General features: G+C 56.9%; 18 protein-coding genes. 7 read left to right on the forward strand and 11 right to left on the reverse strand.

Annotated features, from left to right (window positions below; translation table 11 throughout):
• Positions 1 to 341 precede the first annotated feature (341 nt).
• The gene (locus GOX73_RS09380) at positions 342 to 1,004 is read left to right on the forward strand and encodes a hypothetical protein (RefSeq protein ID WP_171127116.1); all 663 of its coding nucleotides are present in this window, start codon (positions 342 to 344) and stop codon (positions 1,002 to 1,004) included.
• 54 nt (positions 1,005 to 1,058) lie between these two features.
• Here the strand turns inward: GOX73_RS09380 and GOX73_RS09385 are convergent, their stop codons facing one another.
• The 11 genes from GOX73_RS09385 to GOX73_RS09435 form a co-directional block, all read right to left on the reverse strand.
• A complete protein-coding gene (locus tag GOX73_RS09385; RefSeq protein WP_171127117.1) occupies positions 1,059 to 1,592 on the reverse strand; it encodes a hypothetical protein in 534 nt (177 codons plus the stop codon).
• Between the two features lie 275 nt (positions 1,593 to 1,867).
• Positions 1,868 to 2,131: an AlpA family phage regulatory protein gene (locus GOX73_RS21020; RefSeq protein WP_171127118.1), complete on the reverse strand. Its 264-nt coding sequence runs from the start codon at positions 2,129 to 2,131 to the stop codon at positions 1,868 to 1,870.
• A 212-nt stretch (positions 2,132 to 2,343) separates the two neighbouring features.
• A complete protein-coding gene (locus GOX73_RS09395; RefSeq protein ID WP_171127119.1) occupies positions 2,344 to 3,642 on the reverse strand; it encodes an integrase arm-type DNA-binding domain-containing protein in 1,299 nt (432 codons plus the stop codon).
• A gap of 12 nt (positions 3,643 to 3,654) precedes the next feature.
• The gene (locus GOX73_RS09400) at positions 3,655 to 3,915 is read right to left on the reverse strand and encodes a hypothetical protein (protein ID WP_171127120.1); all 261 of its coding nucleotides are present in this window, start codon (positions 3,913 to 3,915) and stop codon (positions 3,655 to 3,657) included.
• 469 nt (positions 3,916 to 4,384) lie between these two features.
• A complete protein-coding gene (aspT, locus tag GOX73_RS09405) occupies positions 4,385 to 6,085 on the reverse strand; it encodes an aspartate-alanine antiporter (protein ID WP_171134873.1) in 1,701 nt (566 codons plus the stop codon).
• 292 nt (positions 6,086 to 6,377) lie between these two features.
• Positions 6,378 to 7,748 (reverse strand): FAD-dependent oxidoreductase, encoded by a 1,371-nt coding sequence (locus GOX73_RS09410; protein WP_371808581.1) that lies wholly within the window; start codon positions 7,746 to 7,748, stop codon positions 6,378 to 6,380.
• The gene (locus tag GOX73_RS09415) at positions 7,729 to 8,595 is read right to left on the reverse strand and encodes an oxaloacetate decarboxylase (protein WP_171127122.1); all 867 of its coding nucleotides are present in this window, start codon (positions 8,593 to 8,595) and stop codon (positions 7,729 to 7,731) included. Before GOX73_RS09415 ends, GOX73_RS09410 begins: the two co-directional genes overlap by 20 nt.
• Positions 8,592 to 9,212, reverse strand: a complete 621-nt coding sequence (locus tag GOX73_RS09420) for a cysteine hydrolase family protein (RefSeq protein ID WP_171127123.1) — start codon at positions 9,210 to 9,212, stop codon at positions 8,592 to 8,594. Before GOX73_RS09420 ends, GOX73_RS09415 begins: the two co-directional genes overlap by 4 nt.
• On the reverse strand, positions 9,213 to 11,273 hold the full coding sequence (locus GOX73_RS09425) for a hydantoinase/oxoprolinase family protein (protein WP_171127124.1): 2,061 nt from the start codon (positions 11,271 to 11,273) through the stop codon (positions 9,213 to 9,215). It lies immediately after the preceding gene.
• Positions 11,270 to 12,964: a hydantoinase B/oxoprolinase family protein gene (locus GOX73_RS09430; RefSeq protein ID WP_171127125.1), complete on the reverse strand. Its 1,695-nt coding sequence runs from the start codon at positions 12,962 to 12,964 to the stop codon at positions 11,270 to 11,272. The genes GOX73_RS09425 and GOX73_RS09430 overlap by 4 nt, the downstream gene beginning before the upstream one ends.
• Positions 12,961 to 13,527, reverse strand: a complete 567-nt coding sequence (locus tag GOX73_RS09435) for a tautomerase family protein (protein ID WP_171127126.1) — start codon at positions 13,525 to 13,527, stop codon at positions 12,961 to 12,963. Before GOX73_RS09435 ends, GOX73_RS09430 begins: the two co-directional genes overlap by 4 nt.
• 146 nt (positions 13,528 to 13,673) lie before the next feature.
• On the opposite strand from GOX73_RS09435, the gene GOX73_RS09440 reads away from it, so the two are divergent.
• The 6 genes from GOX73_RS09440 (at position 13,674) to GOX73_RS09465 (ending at position 19,468) form a co-directional block, all read left to right on the forward strand.
• Entirely contained in the window at positions 13,674 to 14,477 is an 804-nt protein-coding gene (locus GOX73_RS09440) for a GntR family transcriptional regulator (RefSeq protein ID WP_171127127.1), read from the forward strand.
• On the forward strand, positions 14,474 to 15,880 hold the full coding sequence (gene leuC, locus GOX73_RS09445; RefSeq protein ID WP_171127128.1) for a 3-isopropylmalate dehydratase large subunit: 1,407 nt from the start codon (positions 14,474 to 14,476) through the stop codon (positions 15,878 to 15,880). Before GOX73_RS09440 ends, leuC begins: the two co-directional genes overlap by 4 nt.
• On the forward strand, positions 15,880 to 16,491 hold the full coding sequence (leuD, locus tag GOX73_RS09450) for a 3-isopropylmalate dehydratase small subunit (RefSeq protein ID WP_171127129.1): 612 nt from the start codon (positions 15,880 to 15,882) through the stop codon (positions 16,489 to 16,491). The genes leuC and leuD overlap by 1 nt, the downstream gene beginning before the upstream one ends.
• A gap of 98 nt (positions 16,492 to 16,589) precedes the next feature.
• The gene (gene dctP / locus GOX73_RS09455; RefSeq protein ID WP_171127138.1) at positions 16,590 to 17,597 is read left to right on the forward strand and encodes a TRAP transporter substrate-binding protein DctP; all 1,008 of its coding nucleotides are present in this window, start codon (positions 16,590 to 16,592) and stop codon (positions 17,595 to 17,597) included.
• Positions 17,598 to 17,663: 66 nt separating this feature from the next.
• The gene (locus tag GOX73_RS09460; protein WP_371808582.1) at positions 17,664 to 18,161 is read left to right on the forward strand and encodes a TRAP transporter small permease; all 498 of its coding nucleotides are present in this window, start codon (positions 17,664 to 17,666) and stop codon (positions 18,159 to 18,161) included.
• On the forward strand, positions 18,161 to 19,468 hold the full coding sequence (locus GOX73_RS09465) for a TRAP transporter large permease (RefSeq protein ID WP_171127131.1): 1,308 nt from the start codon (positions 18,161 to 18,163) through the stop codon (positions 19,466 to 19,468). Before GOX73_RS09460 ends, GOX73_RS09465 begins: the two co-directional genes overlap by 1 nt.
• The last annotated feature ends 31 nt before the right edge of the window (positions 19,469 to 19,499 follow it).

Genomic DNA, 19,499 nt, shown 5'->3' on the forward strand with positions numbered 1-19,499 from the left:
TTCGTTTAGATCTACTGCACCGCCAATTAATATAAGTTTTGTAGCGTCATAGGGTCATTTATGTTACTATATAACACATCCCATGAGCGCCAAAGCACCAATCGTCAAATTCAATGAACTTCACGTCGCCAGAACATGAGAACCTGTTCCACGAAAAGGGCGCCTCCTACCGCTTGGGAGGACCAAACGTGCTGACTTGTGGCGCGCGCCTCAGAGCAGGTGAGGCCTGCCCAAATCCCCCAGTCAAGGAAAGCAAGCAAGGCCGGTGCCTTAGCCATTGCGGACCTCATGCAGCGCGTGCTTATCGAGAGCGTCAGAAACGCCGATTTGAGGCGGGCAGCGTGTCCGCCGAAGAATGGAACCGTGCCGAAGCCCGTCGTGCCGCTAACCGGCTAGGGGATCAATCGAAGAAAAATCCGTGGTTGCCAGGCAGCACGATTGACTTGGGCGCGCATGAAAGCGCATTCCGCGACGCGCTGGGCGCAGTGGACGTGGACACGCTGCCTCCTGCCGCGGCCGATTGGCTGCGCTGGCGCTACCGGCGAACGCAGATCGACCGGCAGAACGCAGAGGCTTGGCATAAAGCATTGACGCAGGACTTGTCCCGGCGAGTCGCAGACGCGGGACCGCGTCCGACAGATGTTCGCGGACGTGACTCAAAACCCGACGTTGCGCCTCGGACTTGGGCGGTGGGTGCCGAGCAGGAGGCGGGTACGTCGCGGCGCGTATTGCCGGACCGGCCCAAAGCACCCAAAGTCCAACGCGGGAAAGGCTACGGACGCCCCGGACGCCCACGGACGCAACCTGCCGGTGAGGATGAGTTCGCGGATCTGTCGCGGGTGTATCGGGAAAACACCGGTCTGCTGGAACCCATCATGGCAGCGGTACAAGACGAGGCGAAGCAACTGGCGGTGCTGCGCACCTTGCGGGACTATCTAACCCGCCCTGCGGACGCACAGGCGTGCAAACGCTGGCTGGGGTTGGTGGTGGCTGCACGGATGTAAATGGGCGTCAGCGGCGCTGTCTGCGCCGCTGATTGTTGTTTAGGCGTCGCCCTATCAGGCAAAATCAACGCTCAGTTCTTCGGTCAGTGTGCAGCGTTCGGGGATCACCATCTTTTTCAAGAGAACGCCGACTTGCGGATGGATTTCAGCTTCGCACCAAAGCAAGTCCAAGGCGCACTCGTTCACCCAGCGGGCGCTTTTCATACCTTTTTTATCTGGCCAGCCGATAGCAGTGGTGTGAAAAAACGCGGGTTCGCCTTTGTCAAACTCCACAACTCCTACACGCCACTTACCCTTTTTCTTAGGGTCAGCGACGCGAAAGACAGCCACATGGCAGTCTACGATGAAGCCGCGCCATCGCACGGGCAGGCGAAGCAAGTGGGCGGCAAATTTTGTGTTTTTCTCCAACCAGTTTCGCTCGGCGTCAAAGTCGATCTTTTGAGCAAGTTGGGGGGACAACCAAGCATAGTTGGCCGGTGCTTTTGTTTTGGCGGGAATTTCACATGGCAACTCGCCGCAGTAAGTTAGGAGTTCGCAGGAACGGGCCTGCTTTTTTCGTGCGCTGAACGCTGCGGGGGTCTGAGACATATCTTGTCCTTTTTCGTATCTCGTTTCCACTTCCACAGACCGGAACGTCGTCTGAGGGTGCGCTACGCGCGCACTTTCTGATTTATCGCTCCTGCGGGGCAGCGTTACCCGCACGCTTATCGCTGCATTCCCCTGCCCGAACGACCTTTTCGTTCAGCTAGGGTGATGGTCAGATCATGTGATTTTACCCACTTCGACACGGCCCGCTCCGGGCACGGAAACCCCAATTTCCCCCACTTCCGGCAGGGGGACGAAACCCAAGAAAACAAGGCGTTTTACTTTCCCCACCACCACCGCCCCCTTAGGAAACCAAGTGGGGTGGGGGGTGCCCCTTTTAGGGGGCACACCCCCTGCCCAGCTACGGTTTTTCCCAGCTTCCCCACGGCACCCCACCCAAGGTGGGGGAAGTGGGGGAAGCCGCCGCCTTGTTCTGAAGGGCGCGCCATCTTCTCGTAGATAGTTGAGCGTTTCAGTCCAGTTCGTTGTTCTACATCGCCAAGTCGCAGCAGGCGGTCGTCATTTTCAGGAATTTTGTTCATTCGGGCTTCCTCGGTAGCTGTGGGTGTATCTCGGAAATTCTCAAATGCGCCTCACGGCGGCAACAGTGAAATGTATGTAAGTGACTGAAAACTGTAGGTTTTCTGACTGCTCTGTCAGAAATCGCGCCCCATTTGACTGCCTAGTCAGTTTTTGGCTGGGCGGCGGTGCCCCTGCAAGGAGGTAGCCACGTTAGTTCAGAAATCCGCCTCAACTATCTGCGATCACGAAACGGAATGACGTGTGTTTCGTCGTGGTCTTTTCCGTCCACAAAGTTTTGCCAAGCCAACATTAGGGCACGGCGGCGTTCGACCGCCTGTTCGCGCCGGTAGGCTCTTTCGACGTCGTTCAATTGGTGCGCCAGTGCTTCTTCTGCCAACTCGCGCGGGAACTCCGTGTCATTAGCGGCCCAATCTTTGAACGCGCTACGGAAGCCGTGCGGGACATATTGACCTAAGTTCTTCCTACGCATCACGGCGCGAATTGTCATGTCGGACATTGGCCTGCCGGGTTTGGCACCCTCAAACACGTAGTCGTCCGACTTAACAACCACGTTTCGTTGAGCCTTAACTTCCGTAAGAATTTCTAGTGCTCTGGGGCAAAGTGGCACCGCGTGATTTCTACGCGCCTTCATGCGTTTCGCCGGTATCGACCACAATGCGTTTTCTTCATCAATCTCACCCCACAGTGCCAACCGAACTTCGCCGGAGCGTGATGCGGTGAGAATAAGGAACTCCAAGGCAAGCGAAGCAACGGTTTTGCTGCCGCGCAATTGCTGAATAAAGGATGGCATGTCTTTTCTCGGCATTGCGGGCCGATGTCCGCCGGTTAGCTTTCGGGGCGCTGACAGGGTAGCGTTGAATAGTTCCCAGCGGGCAGGGTTGTCCTGATGGTAAGCACCATTTTGGATCGCATGATAGAACAAGGCTTCAAGCCGTGCCCGTAGACGTGTGGCGGAAACGTGTAGAGCGTCCCACATTGGTTCTTTAGTTTCGGCTCCGTCCGCTTGCTTAACAGCCACTGGCTGTGTCAGCACATCCCATATGTCTTGCCGCGTTATCCCGACCAGAGGTTTGTTCGCCAGCGGTGCCGCATACTTGCGCAGCGACATGCCCCATTGGGCGACGTGCTTGGGGTTGGAAAACCCCTTTGTCTTCCAGGGTAAGAAAATCTCAACGTAGTCAGAGAACGTGACCATAGCGGCTTCTGCTGCTTGCGAAGCTACCCGCGTCGCTTCGGCTTCTCTTTCAGCCTCGGCAATCGGGTCAATCCCACTTGCTAGCAAGTCGCGTGCGGCTGTGGCTTTCTGGCGCGCTTGGGCAAGGGTGGTTCCCGGGAAGCCGCCCAAACCCATTTCCCGCTGCTTTTGCCCCTTAAGGGTAAAGCGGAACACCCAGCGCTTTGTCCCGTTGGCTGTGCAGCGCAAAGACAGACCGCCCCCATCGTTGAGGGCGGTGCCGGGCGCGGCGTTTTCAACTTGTTTAACTGTGAGCCGGTGCATTCCCCGCGCCATGTGGTTTCTCCTTTAGCTTGAAATTGCCGAGCGGTAACTTGCAACAACGCCTGTTGAAACACCGGCCACCGCCGCCGCTTTTTGATTGTCGAAACCAAGATCGTTGACCAGCGTGCAGAGCAAATCCGCAAGGTCACGCCAGCTTTTCGGCATGCCAAAATAGAATGTGTCGGGCAGCGTCGGCAGAAGGGCCATCGCCTGCGCCAACAGCGGTTCCCCGACATTGGTTTCGTTTGTGTGAGCGGAAGTGCCTGCGTGTTCGATAGTTTGCATTTCTTTTCTTTCTACTAATCCGGGGCATCGGGTGCGGCCCCTATTCGCGCCCCTTGTGTGCCCCTAAATTTTAGGGGCAGTCAACGGAAATCCTCGGAAGTTCCCGGACGTGTGGCGATAGGAAGGTTATAAATAGTTGAACAAATTATTTGAATTTGGACGCGCTCGGACGTCCTCGGACATACAGTGGCGGCTCCTCGGTCCGCCACTTGGTGATTTCCTCAAACTGCGATGATCTGTACAGAGTTCTTTTAGACTGTGTGATTTACGGCTTTTGCCGCGCGAGCGGGGCTTGTTGGATTTTCACGACTATCCCAGTTTGTCCCTGTTGAGTGGTAATTGCATGGCCCAAGACGTTGCAGTTCAGAGTTTTGTCTTCATACCCAACCCCAGATGAGTCCGAGATGTAATGGTCCGAGGGCGATGCCGGTCCTTTGGGGGTCAAACATCGTGATCCTGCCTTTGTAACCTACGGCACAAACGCGACGACCAGCGGCCCCCATAGCGTCAGGAAAATGTTCGCAACCGCATAGGTCATGGTGAATGCTGGTGTAGGGGTCGAGTTCCCGGCCTTTTCTAACAGCGTGGCAAAACCGGGGTTGCCCGAGCGTGATCCTGTCACGACTGCGCAGGCCTCGATCGGGTTTTTGATCCGCAGGAAGTAATAATTGATCGGGAACTGAACGATCATGGGCATCAGAGTGACGACAACACCCAACAACAGCAGTATGACGCCATATTGTTGAATCGCTTCCAAAGCGGGTTTTCCAGCGTTCAGACCAACGACCCCGACGAAAACTGCCAAACCAAAGCTCTGCAGAAAATTCGCAGCCCCTTGGTTGATACCGCCAATCTTGGGTTGTCGAACACGCAGATATCCGATGATCAGCCCGGTCACGAGACAGCCGAGGCCCGGGCCAAGCGCGACTTTTGTCCCTGCAATGACAAAACTGATCTCACCGATCAAATAGCCGACCGCCACACCGATCCCCAGCGCGATGAAATTGGTGACCGAAGCCGAAGGGGGAACATATCCAGCCTCTTTCGCCACCCTGTTAAGGTCGTCCTTGTGGCCGACAATGCTGATTTCGTCGCCTGCTTGAATCACGGTGTTTTGCAGAACCGGTACGTCGTGACCAACCCGCGTGATCTTTGAGATATGAACACCGCGGCGTTGATCCACGGTTAGGGCTTCGCGGATTTCGGCCAGAGTCTTGCCCGCCAACTTGCGATTGGTGACAACGACATTGCGGCGTTCTTCGACAACGGTCAGTTCGGGCGGGTATTCGCCAATCTCACCGCTTGCGGTGCCCTCGAACTGGGTCAGCGTTGTGACCAGGCCAGATACGACAATAACGTCGCCTGCCGACACAACTATTTCAGGGGTCGGGTCCACCGGGACCCCATCGTGCAGCAGCTTTTCGACGATCAGATCACCGTTATAGGCGCCTTCGATCGCTTTGACCGATTGGCCGGAAACCGAGGCATCCGCATTTACTCGATAAGCGCGGGCGTCGAAGCGGTTCATCGGAAGAAACTCGCCTTCTTCTAGTTTGCGGCCCCCGCCGCTAAGTTTCTGAGCAAGCTTGATTGCCTCTTGCCTCAGGTTGACGCGCATTATGATTGGAATAACGCTTACCGCCAAAATTGGGCCGATCGAGCCAAAGATGTAAGTCACCGAATACCCGACGGCGATGTTGGTTTTCAGCTTTTCAGCCTCGTCCGCGGCCAACCCTAATAGGTCTATCGCGTTTCCTGCGGTGCCAATGATTGCGGATTGGGTCAGCCCCCCGGCGGCCAACCCGGCGGCCAAGCCTTTGTCCAGCCCAGCCAATCGGGCGACGACGATGACAAAGAACAGCCCCCAAAGCGTCATCATAAACGCGGCCAGAAGTTTCGTGAGGGCGGTTCGGTTCAGAGCCGCAAAAAACTGAGGCCCGCCATTGTAGCCAACCATAAATATAAAGAGCGAAAAGAAAACGTTCTGAACGTCGGTACTTAGGTTGATGCCACCGATCTGGCCCACAAAAACTGCCACCAGAAGGGTTCCGGCGATGCCACCCAGTTCGAATTTGCCAACCCGAAACTTTCCAAGACCGTATCCAAGGCCCAGACAAAGAAACAGCGCCATGATCGGAAATGCCCGTAGCTGTTCAGTAATCAATTCCATTATGAAATCTCCTGGGTCGTTCAAATGGTCCGTTTTGCTCAAGATACATAGCGTAACTATTATGACGACTGGCAAATTATGAAGACCAGCGTCATGTGGATAAAACACCTAGAATGAGCTTGCATCAAGAACAGATGAAAACGGAAGAAACGGAAACGTCTTATTTTGAAAGGTAAATTCGCCTGTCATTCAAATTGGCGTTTTAGTTTGGCCTCCAAATCCGAAACACGACGAGGCTGCATTCCTGCCTACAGGTAGAAATGACCGGAATATTCAGGTGCAAAGCCTGATATTAAGCGATCCGGCCCGCAATTCGACCTAGCACAACGGCACCCAACAAACCATTTCCGGAAAGATACCCGCTGTCCCCTTTGCCAGACACGCCAACAGCCGCGCCGCCGCCTGCGTAGAGGTTGGCGAATTTAGTACCGTCAGCTTTGAGAACGCGCGCACAGGAATCGACCCGCAATCCACCTTGGGTGTGAAACAAAGCGCCAGTGACGCGAACGCCTTTGTAAGGCGGTGCTAAAGGCGGCTGGTTAAAGGACCTGCCAAATTCATCCGTGTGACCGGTAGGAATGTCGTGAATGGTTTGCTCCAAAGCCGTAGACGGCAAACCCAGTGCTTTTGACAGGTCTTCGATGGTTTCAGCGGATTGAATTGCCCCTGAATCTTCTGCGCGCTTGAAATCCTCAAACTGGCGCGCAATCGCTGCGATACGGTCGTCGAAAATGGCGAAAGCCTCTGCGCCGGGCTGCGCCAGAACCGCACGGGCGGCTTCCGAATAGCCCTGCGCTTCGTTCCAGAAACGATGGCCATTGCGGTTCACCTGTACACCGCCTTCGGTGATCACTGCCCACGTAATCAATATCCCATGAGGGTGAGCGACATTTCCGTGACCCTGATAGGCGCTTAAGTTCAGAAGCCCTGCACCAAGCCCTTCCCCCCAAACGATAGCCTCGCCCCGGTTGCCGCTGTGCCCGAACCAGAGCGCCTCTTCGATCTGGGGCATATGCGCGGACACTAAGGCGCGATTGCCACCGAAACCGTTGCAGGCAAGAATAAGCCGATCACATGCAATGGTTTCAACGGTTTCGTCCGGGCCAGTCACGGCAACACCCAAGATCCGGTCTTGATCCCGATACAGCGTTACCGCCCGTCGATTGCATATGATGTCTAAACCTTCACGCTCGCAAGTGCTGCGTAGGGCGTCGATCAGTTCTTGGCCCGACCGTGACGGCAGCCCGTGCATCCGGCGGCGCGAGTGACCGGGATAGTCGAAATCCGTGACAACCGAAAAGGGCAGGGCGTGGCGTTCAGACAGCCAGTCGATGACTTCGCAGGCGTTGCTGGCCAACAGATCGACCAGAGCCTGCTCGTTTTCGCCATGTGCCTTTGTCTGGATATCACGCGCAAAAAGTGCGGCATCATCCGTGATCCCTGCAGCCCGTTGAAGCTTTGTGCCCGCAGCCGGGATCAACCCGGCGGACAACGCGGTTGAACCGCTTGGAACTGGATCGGCCTCAATGACCAGCACGTCCTGTCCAGCCTCCGATGCCGACAGGGCGGCAACCAGACCACAAGCCCCCGCGCCGATGATCAGCGTGCCGGTCGTCAGATCGAACCGGTCCGGCGGAACGCTCTCAACCTTGGGTGTCATCATAGCGGGCCCCAGCTTCCAGCATCTCAGCAGTTCCGATGACTTCGTTCAGACCGCCGAAGTCGAACATGTTCTGGGCAAAGGGCTTGTTTGAGCCGTTGACAGCCAGACTTTGATAGTATGCCTGAGCGGTTTTGGCCAAAGCTCGGACAATCCCTCCGGGGAAAATGACGATGGAATATCCTTGTGCCTCAAGATCGTTGGCGCCAAGTATCGGGGTCGCGCCGCCTTCGACCATGTTCGCCAAAAGGGGGACGCGCGGGGCAAATTGATCGGCGATGGATGTAAGTTGTTCGCGGCTTTGAGGGGCCTCGAGGAACAGAACATCTGCACCAGCCTCCAGATAGATTTCCGCGCGGTCGGTGGCGGCCTGATATCCCTCGACGGCGATGGCATCTGTTCGGGCAATGATCAGGGTGTCACTATTGGCGCGCGCGTCGGCCATCGCTGCGATTTTCCCAGCCATTTCCTGCGCGGGGATAAGCGACTTGTCCGACAGATGCCCGCAGCGTTTTGGATAGGTCTGGTCTTCGATTTGAAGCGCAGATGCGCCGGCGCGTTCATACAGGCGCATGGTTCGCTGGGCATTCAGCGCGTTACCAAAGCCGGTGTCAGCGTCGATGATAACAGGTAATGAGACCCGATCTGCGATCAGGGTCATGGTGTCTGCCATCTCGGACGCGGTGGACAGTCCGATATCGGGGCGGCCCAGCCGCGTGTAGGCAACGGCTGCACCGCTTAGATACAGCGCCTCGAAACCAGCTTTTTCAGCCAGAGATGCGGTCAAGCCGTCATACACGCCGGGGGCGACAAGAATTTCTTTGTTTTTCAGGCGGGACTTAAGGCTCATTTGGCTCCCTCCAGCCAGTTCATCATGTGATCGCAACTTCGCTGGTGTGTAACAGTGCCCAACGACAGGAGCGTTGCATCGTGAACCTCTTGCCGAAATGCGGCGCACCCATCTGTCAGCATAACGGTGTCGATATCCCGCAAATGGGCATCTCGAAGAGTAGAGGCCACGCCGCCATTGGTCACGATGCCCCCGACGATCAGGTTTTCGATGCCCAAAGCGCGCATCAGATATTCCAGCCGCGTCTGGTAGAAGGCCGAGTAGGCAACCTTTTCGATGACGAAATCGCAAGGTTGCAGGGTATCGACCAGACTGTGACCAAATCCGCCCGGCGCAAAGTCGCCTTTGGTCAGAAACGGGCGCAACTTCTTCAGATGCGGAGCAATCAACGGCTCGCCGTTGCGGTCCGGCACAAGTGTAAATTGCGCTGAAAAATAGCACCCGCCAGCGGCTTGCAGTTTTCGCGCCAAGGGGGCGATGCGTTCGGGAAGTGCCGCGATTTCTTGTGCTGACTGGCCTGCCCGGCCATAGGCACCTTTAGGATGGATAAAGTCGTTCTGAAGGTCGATGGTCAGCAGCGCCGTTTTGCGCGGGTCCCAGGTTTCTGGTTCGCTCATTCAGTCCTCCCCCAGTGGTTCGATGATCGTGTTGCCAAAGGAGTCTACGCGTCCTTGAAAATCCGGTTCGATCAGAACGGTCGTATCCGGTTGGGTCAAAATGGCTGGCCCTTTGATTACAGTGCCAACCGGTAAAGACAAGCGATCATAAATGGCCGTGTCATGCCAGGCGTTGCCAAAATGAACTTTGCGCGTCGACGAGGGCGCAATGCTGCCTTCCGTTGCCGGGGCAAGGGACGAAAGATCGAATTTCGGCCGCTTGCCCGTAACCGCGCTGCGCAGGTTCAGGATGCGTCGCACACCGTTTTTCAGCAGTCTTCCATAAGTGGCGTGATAAGCCGTATCAAAGGCTTGTTCGATATCGGCTTTGCCTGGCGCAGTCACCTTGCCGTCTGTCATCTTCACAGTCAGCGGAACCGGTACGGTATGCGTTTGACCCACATAGGCCATGTCCAGTTCGAATGAAATCTCACGCCTGTCGAACGTCGTCCGTGAGGCATCAAGAAGCGCCATTCCCTGATCCACGTGTTCTTGCATGAACGCGCCCAAAGCAGCCTGATCCAACTGCGAGACCAATGTGTTGATGGTCTGAACGAAGTCCTGCCGCATATCCGCGATCACGCAGCCCAGTGCCGAGGTGACGCCGGGATAACGTGGAACGATGGCGCGGGCGATCCCCACTTCGGCCAGCATTGCCCCGGCATGCAACGCGCCGCCACCGCCGAACGGCATGAAGGCAAAACGCTTGGGGTCAAAGCCGCGCTCGATGCTTACAAGCCGGATCGCCCCAGCCATACGTGAATTGGCAACACGCAAAATGGCCTCGGCCGCCTCAAGCCTCGTCAAACCCAATGGTTCGCCGACGTGGATATCAATGGCTTTGCCAGCGGCCTCTACGTCCAGCCTCTCCAGTTTGCCACCAATCGGGTTGTCCGGGTCGATACGACCCAGCACGACATTGGCATCCGTTACCGTCGGGCGATCATTACCAAGGCCGTAGGCGACCGGGCCGGGATTTGATCCTGCGCTTTCAGGGCCGATGTTCAGTAATCCGCCCTTGTCGACCCACGCTATCGACCCGCCTCCCGCGCCGATGGTCGTTATTTCGATCATTGGGTTGCGCACAACCATCCCGAAATCAATGGAGGTCTGGGCCGACAGCATCGTCTGCCCTTGTGAGATCAACGAAACATCAAAGCTGGTGCCGCCCATGTCCCCGGTGATGACGTTGTCAAAGCCCGCCGATTGCGCGATGTAGCCTGACGCAATCACACCGGCTGCGGGACCAGACAGCGCCGTGCGCACTGGAAGGCGGGACGCGGTGTTGACCCCCATGACGCCACCATTGGATTGCACAATCATGAACTCACCATCGAACCCGCCGGATCGCAGGGCGTTTTCCAAGCGGGTCAAATAGCCCGAAACCTCGGGTTGCAGATAGGCGTTCAGCGCCGTGGTTGAAAATCGTTCGAATTCACGGATTTCCGGCAGGATTTCAGACGAGGCCGACACATGTGGATTTGGCCAGATTTCGCGTGTGGCCGCGACAGCAGCGGCTTCGTTATCTGGGTTGGCATAGGCATTGGCGAACAGGATCGCGACAGCTTCGCACCCTTGTTCAAGCAATTGCTTTGCCGCTTTGCGCACGGCGTCCAAGTCAACCGGCGTGCGAATGGTGCCGTCCGCAAGCGTGCGTTCCGGCACCTCCAGACGGTCGCGACGATCCACAACGGGTTCGAAATCACCGCGCAGCCCCCAAGTGCGCGGCCGATCCCTGCGGCGCATCTCCAACACGTCCCGCAAGCCCTCGGTGCAGATAACGCCCGTTCTGGCCCCTTTGCGTTCCAGCAGAGCATTCGTGCCCGCTGTGGTGCCATGTACGACAACAGAGATCTCGGATAGGTCTTCCACCTCGCGCCCGATCCCATCGAGAAACCCGCCCGACTGATCCGGGCGTGTGGTGGGAACTTTGGCGACGGTTGCGCTGCCGTCCGATTCGTTCAGAACAAAGACATCCGTGAACGTGCCGCCAACGTCCACTCCGATCATACGCCTGCTCATGGAGCCACCTCGCGCCATGCGGGGCCATAGTCCTGATCCGCCTGTTCGGCGCTTACATGCCCGCGTGCCACGTCCCGAGCGATCGCTTCAGGTGAACGGCGACCCGCAGCGCCATAACCCCCGCCGCCGGGTGTCTCTAGGCGCACCGCTTGTCCTTGCTTCAATTCGATCCCTCTCATTTTTGAAACCAGGGGCGGTGCCTTCCACCCATCGTCCTGTTCATAGGTGAAGACATTCATCGCCCCGTCGCCGCCTTGGGCGATCCCCTTCGGGGCGAACTTGCCGCGTTCGCCAAACAAAAAAGCCTGAGCGCCATTTTCTTCAAGTACTTCAATCTCATAGATGGCCCCAAGCCCGCCCCTATGGGTGCCCGGACCTGCACTGTCAGGGCGCAAAGCCCATTGACGGAACATGACCGGATAGGCGGCTTCTAGAATTTCCATCGGTGGGATCGTCGCCGTTGAGATCGGAGCGTTGCCGTGGTTCAACCCATCGCTTTCGACCGAGCCGCCGTGTCCCCCTCCGTAAAAGCTGAACATCACCCATGGCTGTCCGTTTGAGCGTTTCCCAGCAATGGAAAGCGCATTGATTGTCCCATAGGCATTGGCGACAACCCGATTAGGTGCGGCGTTGGCAAAGGCCGAGAAGACCACGTCGATCATCCGTAGAATAGTTTCCGTGTATCCACCTGTCGGGGCAGGGAACTTGGCCGACAACAGGCTGTCTTCGGGCACGATGACGTCGATGGGGCGCATTACCCCGGCGTTGGCAGGCAGCGCCGGGAAGACGTGTTTGATTGCCACATAGGCGGTCGCAACGGTCGTCGGCAGGGCAATGTTTACAGGCCCGGCGCATTGCGGGGATGAGCCCGTGAAATCCAGCACCATTTGATCGTCCTTGATCTCAAGCGCCAGTTTGATGCGAAGCGGCTCATCTGTGATCCCGTCATTATCGAGGAAATCCTCGGTCTCCCACCGGCCGTCCGGCAGTTCCTGCAACTCGGATCGCATCAGAGCTTCGGCCCGATCGCTGAGCGCCGCAAGTGCGGTTGAAACCGTGTCAGCCTCGTATTCATCCAGCAGCTCGTCCATTCTCCGGACCCCAAGATCCAAAGCGCCCAGTTGCCCGTTCAAATCACCCATCGCCGATTGAGGCAGGCGGGAATTCCGTAGAAGAATGTCGATAATGTCCTGATTTATCTCGCCCTTGCGCGCCAGCTTTACTGGCGGCAGAACGAAGGCTTCCTGGAAAACTTCGGTCGCAGCGGGGTTATAGTTTCCAGGCACAGCGCCGCCCACATCATGCCAATGCCCAACCGACGCGAGATAGCAGAACAACGTGCCATCGCGGAAATAGGGACGCACCAGACGCATGTCGGACAAATGCGTGCCGCCGATATGCGCATCGTTGAAGATATAGATGTCGCCGTCTTCCAGATCCCCGTCCGAGGCTGCCTTTTCGATCACTGCTTTCACCGCAAAGGACATCACCCCCACAAAGATCGGCAAACCGGATTTGCCCTGAACCAGAGTGTCGCCTGTCGTCGCAGAATAAAGCCCATGACTGGCGTCATGCGCTTCGGCAATGATCGGGTTGAAAGCCGCCCGAAACAGGGTGGCGTCCATTTCGTCGGCGATCTGCTCCATGCGGCCTGCAAGAACAGAAAGGGTGATAGGGTCAATTTCGCTCATGCCTGCGCCCTTGTTTCTGCGATATCGTTCCAGACATCCTGGCGTGTGATCAAATCGTTCTGTATCTCGAACCGGTCAATGAAGCGGATGCCTTCGAATGGTGAACCATCAGTCCATTCACCGGATAACGTACCCCTGCAATAAACGATCGCGGCATCACCATCGCTTTGCATGGCATCGAACCCGTCGTAGGTTTTTGCGATGCGGCGATACCGGTTTGCCTCCCAACTCCTGAGATCCTCAATATCTCGCATAGGCGCGGTTCCGGGAAATTGCATTACGAAGTCCGGGCTTAGCCTTTTGCGCGCGCTTTCAACCGTGCCTTCGCCCATATCGGATAGAAACGCACGCACGATATGTTCGGGGTCGTCTTTCGCCCGGGCGGGCTGCCGAACCTTGCCGCCACGATAGTAGTTTTGATCGGATATGTCGTGGATCAAGACGGTCACAAGCTCTGGCGCGGCAGGCACAACGAATCGCACTGCATTGGTCAGCGCCACGCCAAGTCGTTGTTTTTCTTGTGCGCTATAGCCCTTGATCACATGCAATTCGACAATCGGCATGCAAAAGCTCCTCCGGTTATTGTATTATCTGTAATACAGGTTTGAAAATAATTGTAAGACTATTTTTCGAGTTGTAATAATACTAAAGCTTGCTTTTTAGAGTTCCGGTTCTACGATTGGAAGCGCTGTGAAAGGGGAATCATCGGGTGAACAAGATCAACGCGGCCAATCTTCCGGACGGGACCAAGGCGCAACGCGTCTATCTGCATCTGCATGATCAGATCACCGAAGGGCAGCTTGCGTCAGGGGAAACTTTGCCCGGTGAACAGCGGTTGGCTGAAAAATTCGGGGTCTCGCGTGTCACAATTCGGCGGGCGCTGGACGCGCTTTCTCGAAATGGTCTGATAGAACGTCAGGCAGGTAGCGGCACCCGGGTTTCGGGCCAATCCACCCTTGGGGCACCTGCTGCGATGGACTTCAACACGCTGATGCCGCAACTTGTTGAAATGGGGCAAAGCACCACCGCGCGGCTTTTGTCCTTTTCATACGGCAAGGCGCCGGAGGTGGTGGCATCGGCCATGGGGCTGCCGAGTGACCAGCAGGTGCAGATCGCTACGCGCGTGCGCCTGACTGATGATGTTCCGTTTTCACATCTGACGACCTACGTACCTGCTTCGATTGCGCAGAACTATTCGGAAAGTGACCTCGCAACGACACCGCTTTTCAAACTGCTGGAGCGCAGCGGCGTGCAGATCGAGGAAGCGCATCAAACCGTTTCGGCGACCTTGGCGGGGCCTGATGTGGCCGACGCATTGGGCATCGCTGTCGGCTCGGCTCTGTTGTCGCTCAAGCGGATCGTTCGGGACGTCGAAGGCAATGGGGTCGAATATCTTTCCGGCCTCTATCGCTCTGACATGTTTCGGCTCGAGATGCCCTTGGCGCGCGTGGGAACCGGCTCGGCCCGGCATTGGGAACCTGCGATCGGACGCAGCGAGGAGGTCGGGAAGTGAACGCACCGCGCACCATGCTCGACAAACTCTGGGCCTCGCATGAGGTTCTGAGGCGCGAGGATGGTGTGTCGCTGCTTTGGGTGGATCGACACTTTGTACATGAAGGGTCGCATCATGCCTTTGCCAAGCTGGCCGAGCGCGGCCTGCCTGTGGCTGAACCAGCCCTCACCTTTGCGGTGGCAGATCATTACGCGCCCACACGAAGCCGGGAACGGATTGCCGATCCAAAGATTGCCCGGATGATCGAAACCCTGCGAAACAATGCGTCGGCTCACAACCTCAGGATTTTCGATCTGAGCGACCCTTCGCAGGGCATCGTTCACGTGATTGGGCCCGAGTTGGGCCTGACTTTGCCCGGACTGCTTATCAATTGCGGGGACAGCCACACATCCACTCACGGAGCATTTGGTGCGCTGGCGTTCGGGATCGGGGCGACCGAGGTTGCGCATGTGCTGGCGACGCAGACGGTCTGGCAGCGCAAACCCAAGGCGATGCGCATCAACGTCGAAGGTCGTTTAGGGTTTGGTGTAACGGCCAAGGACATTGCCCTGAACTGGATCGCGCAACTGGGCAGCGGCGGTGCGCAGGGTCATGCGATTGAATACGCGGGGCAAACGATCCGGGATCTGTCGATGGAGGGGCGAATGACTCTGTGCAACCTCTCAATCGAAGGTGGGGCGCGGTTTGGCATGGTCGCACCTGACGAGGTCACGTTTGCCTATCTCGAAGGGCGCGAGTACGCCCCTTCGTGGGCAGACCAGCAAAGCGCGCGACAGGTGTGGCGCGGTCTGGTCACGGACAAAAAGGCTGTTTTTGACCGCGATATCACCCTGGGCGCGGCTGACATTTCGCCAACTGTCACTTGGGGCACCAGCCCAGAGCAGGCCCTGCCTATAACGGCCAATATTCCCGCTCCGGACCCCAGCGATCCAGCCACGTCAAACTTGGCGCGTGAAGCATTGGATTACATGGGATTGGCACCAGGGCAACCCTTGGACGGTATTCCTGTAGATCAGGTTTTTATCGGCTCGTGTACGAATGGGCGCATTGAAGACCTTCGCGAGGCTGCTTTGGTTTTGTCAGGGCGCCGGGCGCGCGTACCGGGGCTTGTTGTGCCCGGATCGGAACGTGTCAAGGCACAGGCCGAAGCCGAAGGGTTGGACAGGATTTTCCAAGATGCCGGGTTGGAGTGGGCCGCGTCGGGTTGTTCAATGTGCGTCGGCATGAATGGCGACGTTGTGGCCGAGGGTAAGCGCTGCGCATCCTCGACCAACCGCAATTTCCGTGGGCGTCAGGGACGCGGTGCGCGAACGCATCTGATGTCCCCGGCGATGGTTGCCGCAGCGGCCGTAACGGGCACAATCACAGATGTCAGGCCGCTTATTCAGGGCAGGGCGGCATAATGGCTGGTTGGAGCACACAAAAGGGGCACGCCTTGGCGCTGGCGATCGACAATATCGACACGGATCAATTGATCCCGGCGCGTTTCATGTCGGCCCCACGCAGCGAGGGATATGGCCAGTATCTGCTGCACGACATGCGGCGGGGCGATGACGAACAACTGTCCGCAGATTTTCCGCTGAACCGTCACGAAGGGATCAGTATTCTGGTCGCCGGGCATAACTTTGGAAGCGGGTCGTCGCGTGAGGCTGCGGTTTATGCGCTGGTCGATGCGGGCATTCGCGCGGTCATCGCGCCCAGTTTCGGTGACATCTTTGCCAACAATGCGATCAACAACGGCCTGCTGCCTGCGCAGGTCGATGCCCAGAAGGTGATGCAGCTACAGCACGCGTTGAAGGATGCCCCGGCCCAGGTTTCGATTGATTTGCGCGCAAGCCGACTGACCCTTGGTGACCTAAAGGTGACCTTTGAGCTGGACGAAGGATGGCGTGTGAAACTGATCAACGGCTGGGACGACATCGACCTGACCCGGCAGCATATGCAGGCAATCGGCGCGCATAGGAAAAACCGCAACAAGGCCGCCCCTTGGGCGTGGCCGAATAAACCGAATTAGGACACGTCGCGTGAAGACGGCGTAATACAGGCCAAGCGGCCTGAAATGGGGTGAGACCAAAAAATGCCCCTTCAACAAGTGGAGGAAGACTTATGAAAATGAACTCATTGGCTGCCCTGTTGGCAGGGGCCGTAATCGTCGCCGGAACGGCCAGAGCCGAAGAAACCATCTCGGCCGTTCACGCTTTTCCCGAAACGCTGATTTACACCCAGAGCTTTCTGGACTTTGTCGACAAAGTTAACGAAGCGGGCAAAGGAGTCATCCAGATAGACGTGCGCGGCGGTCCGGAAGCCATTGGCATGTTCCAACAACCCGATGCGGTTCGCGACGGTGTCGTCGACATGGTTTATACCCCAGGCTCGTTCTATGGTGGCGCGCTGCCCGAAAAAGACGCGATGGTCGCCTCGAACCTGACCGCTATTGAAACCCGCGAAAATGGCGGAACAGAACTGATCGACCAAATTCATCAGGACAAAATGGGCCTGAAGTACCTTGGTTGGTTCGACAGCGGCGTCTGCTACAACCTTTGGACCCGTAACGAGCCCAGCTTTGATGCCGACGGCAATCTGGAAGTCGAAGGGCTGAAGCTGCGCGGCAACAACGTCTACAACGCCTTTTTCACAAACTACCTTGGCGCACAGGTGATCGACCTGCCAACTGGCGAGGTTTACTCGGCGCTGCAACGTGGTGTTGTTGATGCGACGGGCTGGACCCAGATTGGCCTGATTGACCTGAAATGGAACGAGTTCCTGAACTTTCGTATCGAGCCATGCTTCTTCTCGACCGATCTTGGTGTCATCGTGAACCTCGACCGTTGGAACTCGTTGTCTGAAGAAGCGCGCACGATCCTGCAAGACGTCGCGATCCAACACGAAAAAGACAGTGTTGAAGCCCTTCGCAGCAAACGCGACGAAGACTTTGCGGCCCTTGATGCAGCGGGAATGACAGTTGTCAGTCTGGAAGGGGAAGCAAAGGCAAACTACCTTGCAGCGGCCCGCGAAAAGACGTGGGAGCGTATGAAAGGTCTGATGGCCGAACAGCCCGGCGGCACTGATAACTATGATCGCCTGATCGAGCTGTTCTACGATCTCGACGCTGCAAACTAAGTCCAAAGACAGGCCCGTTCTGGTTGGACGGGCCTATAACATTTCTGGGGCAAAGCAGGCGGGATGATGAAAAGGATCTATGATGCAGTGCTGTTTGGCATGGCCATAATCGCTGGTCTTTTGCTGGTTTGGCTGATGCTATCCGTCATCACGTCAGTTCTGATGCGAAATGCCGGGCTGCAACCCTTTGCTTGGCTGTTTACGTCTGCAGAATACGGGCTGTTGTACATGACCATGCTGGGCGCGCCTTGGCTGGTACGGGAAAAGGGCCATGTCCACATCGAACTGGTGACGGCAGCGCTGCCGACTGGTTTGCGCCGGATAGTCAGCCGTTCGGTGGCTGCCGCCTGTGTTCTGGTCTGCCTCATCCTTGCCTGGCAAGGGGCCGACTTGGTCCTGACGAATATCGAACGCGGGGACTATGACACCCGCGCTTACTATTTCCCCCGATGGATGCTGACGATCGCCTTTCCGCTTTCGTTTGGAATGATGGCGGTTGAATTTTCGCGCTTTGTCTTCGGACCCGAGCTGATGCACAGCGGAGAAGCAGGGATACACGAATAATGGAATGGTACGAAGCGCTTGCCCTGCTGCTTGGGTCAATAGTGTTCCTGATGGCCATTGGAATGCCTGTTGCGCTGGCGTTTCTTGCGGCCAACATTCTGGGCGCCTGGATTTTCATGGGGGGTGAACGGGGGGTTACGCAACTGCTAAACAACGGGCTGGGCGCGTTGACCAAATATGCGCTGATGCCAATCCCGCTGTTTCTGTTGATGGGAGAGATCTTCTTTCACACCGGGTTAGGTGGGCGCATGTTCAGCGCGATAGATAAGCTGTTGGGCCGCCTGCCGGGGCGGCTGAGCTACGTAACGGTTCTGGGCGGCACCGCGTTTTCCACGTTGTCGGGGTCGTCAATGGGCTCAACCGCGCTTTTGGGGTCGCTGATGGTGCCTGAAATGAACCGCCGCGGTTACAAGTCGTATATGAGCATTGGACCAATATTGGGAACGGGTGGCTTGGCGATCATCATACCGCCCTCGGCGCTTGCCGTTCTTCTGGCCACGCTCGCACAGATAGACGTGGCGGCCTTGCTGATCGCGGGCGTTATTCCGGGCCTGATACTCGCCTTCTTTTATATTGGTACGATCTGGCTCCAAACACGGTTGGACCCCAACGCGGCTCCGGCCTACGACGTGGAGCCTATGTCTTTGGCATACCGCCTGAAACTGCTCATGACCGAGGTCGTGCCGATGGTTGGCGTCATGGTCGTGATCATCATCTTGATGATTAAAGGTTTTGTCACCCCGTCCGAGGCGGCAGCATTTGGCGCATTGGGCGTGTTGATCCTGGCCGCCATATTCCGCTGCCTATCGTGGAAGGCTATCAAAAAGTCGGTCATCGGTGCCCTCAAGGTTACGCTGATGGCCTATCTGATTGTCTTTGGCTCGGCCACGTTCAGTCAGCTTTTGGCATTTTCCGGAGCGTCACGAGGATTGGTGAACTGGGCCATCGCATTTGAACTTGCCCCGTTGGCCATGCTGACCGTGATGTTCGCTGTCTTGCTGCTGCTTGGCATGTTCATGGAGCAGATCTCGATCATGTTGCTGACCGTGCCAATCTTCTTTCCGCTGGCGCAGACGCTTGGGTTCGATCCCATCTGGTTCGGCCTGATCATGTTGCTTTCGCTTGAAATCAGCTTCACCACCCCGCCATTCGGGTTGTTGCTGTTTGTTATGAAAGGCGTCGCGCCGCCGGGTACCACAATGCGCGAAATCTATACATCAGCTTTCCCGTTTATTTTCTGCTCGATCTTGTTGGTGGTTCTACTGATCGCGTTCCCCGGCTTGGCATTGTTTCTGCCTAGCTTATGAGGCTGCCACGACCAGTAAGCCGCCACAAACG

The sequence above is a fragment of the Ruegeria sp. HKCCD7221 genome (assembly GCF_013031225.1).
GTDB lineage: Bacteria > Pseudomonadota > Alphaproteobacteria > Rhodobacterales > Rhodobacteraceae > Ruegeria.

Bases quoted from the DNA above. Each gene is read 5' to 3' on its own strand.
- GOX73_RS09385 (WP_171127117.1), bottom strand. From the start codon at position 1,592: ATGTCTCAGACCCCCGCAGCGTTCAGCGCACGAAAAAAGCAGGCCCGT.
- GOX73_RS21020 (WP_171127118.1), bottom strand. From the start codon at position 2,131: ATGAACAAAATTCCTGAAAATGACGACCGCCTGCTGCGACTTGGCGAT.
- GOX73_RS09395 (WP_171127119.1), bottom strand. From the start codon at position 3,642: ATGGCGCGGGGAATGCACCGGCTCACAGTTAAACAAGTTGAAAACGCC.
- GOX73_RS09400 (WP_171127120.1), bottom strand. From the start codon at position 3,915: ATGCAAACTATCGAACACGCAGGCACTTCCGCTCACACAAACGAAACC.
- aspT (WP_171134873.1), bottom strand. From the start codon at position 6,085: ATGGAATTGATTACTGAACAGCTACGGGCATTTCCGATCATGGCGCTG.
- GOX73_RS09410 (WP_371808581.1), bottom strand. From the start codon at position 7,748: ATGATGACACCCAAGGTTGAGAGCGTTCCGCCGGACCGGTTCGATCTG.
- GOX73_RS09415 (WP_171127122.1), bottom strand. From the start codon at position 8,595: ATGAGCCTTAAGTCCCGCCTGAAAAACAAAGAAATTCTTGTCGCCCCC.
- GOX73_RS09420 (WP_171127123.1), bottom strand. From the start codon at position 9,212: ATGAGCGAACCAGAAACCTGGGACCCGCGCAAAACGGCGCTGCTGACC.
- GOX73_RS09425 (WP_171127124.1), bottom strand. From the start codon at position 11,273: ATGAGCAGGCGTATGATCGGAGTGGACGTTGGCGGCACGTTCACGGAT.
- GOX73_RS09430 (WP_171127125.1), bottom strand. From the start codon at position 12,964: ATGAGCGAAATTGACCCTATCACCCTTTCTGTTCTTGCAGGCCGCATG.
- GOX73_RS09435 (WP_171127126.1), bottom strand. From the start codon at position 13,527: ATGCCGATTGTCGAATTGCATGTGATCAAGGGCTATAGCGCACAAGAA.
- leuD (WP_171127129.1), top strand. From the start codon at position 15,880: ATGGCTGGTTGGAGCACACAAAAGGGGCACGCCTTGGCGCTGGCGATC.
- dctP (WP_171127138.1), top strand. From the start codon at position 16,590: ATGAACTCATTGGCTGCCCTGTTGGCAGGGGCCGTAATCGTCGCCGGA.
- GOX73_RS09460 (WP_371808582.1), top strand. From the start codon at position 17,664: ATGAAAAGGATCTATGATGCAGTGCTGTTTGGCATGGCCATAATCGCT.
- GOX73_RS09465 (WP_171127131.1), top strand. From the start codon at position 18,161: ATGGAATGGTACGAAGCGCTTGCCCTGCTGCTTGGGTCAATAGTGTTC.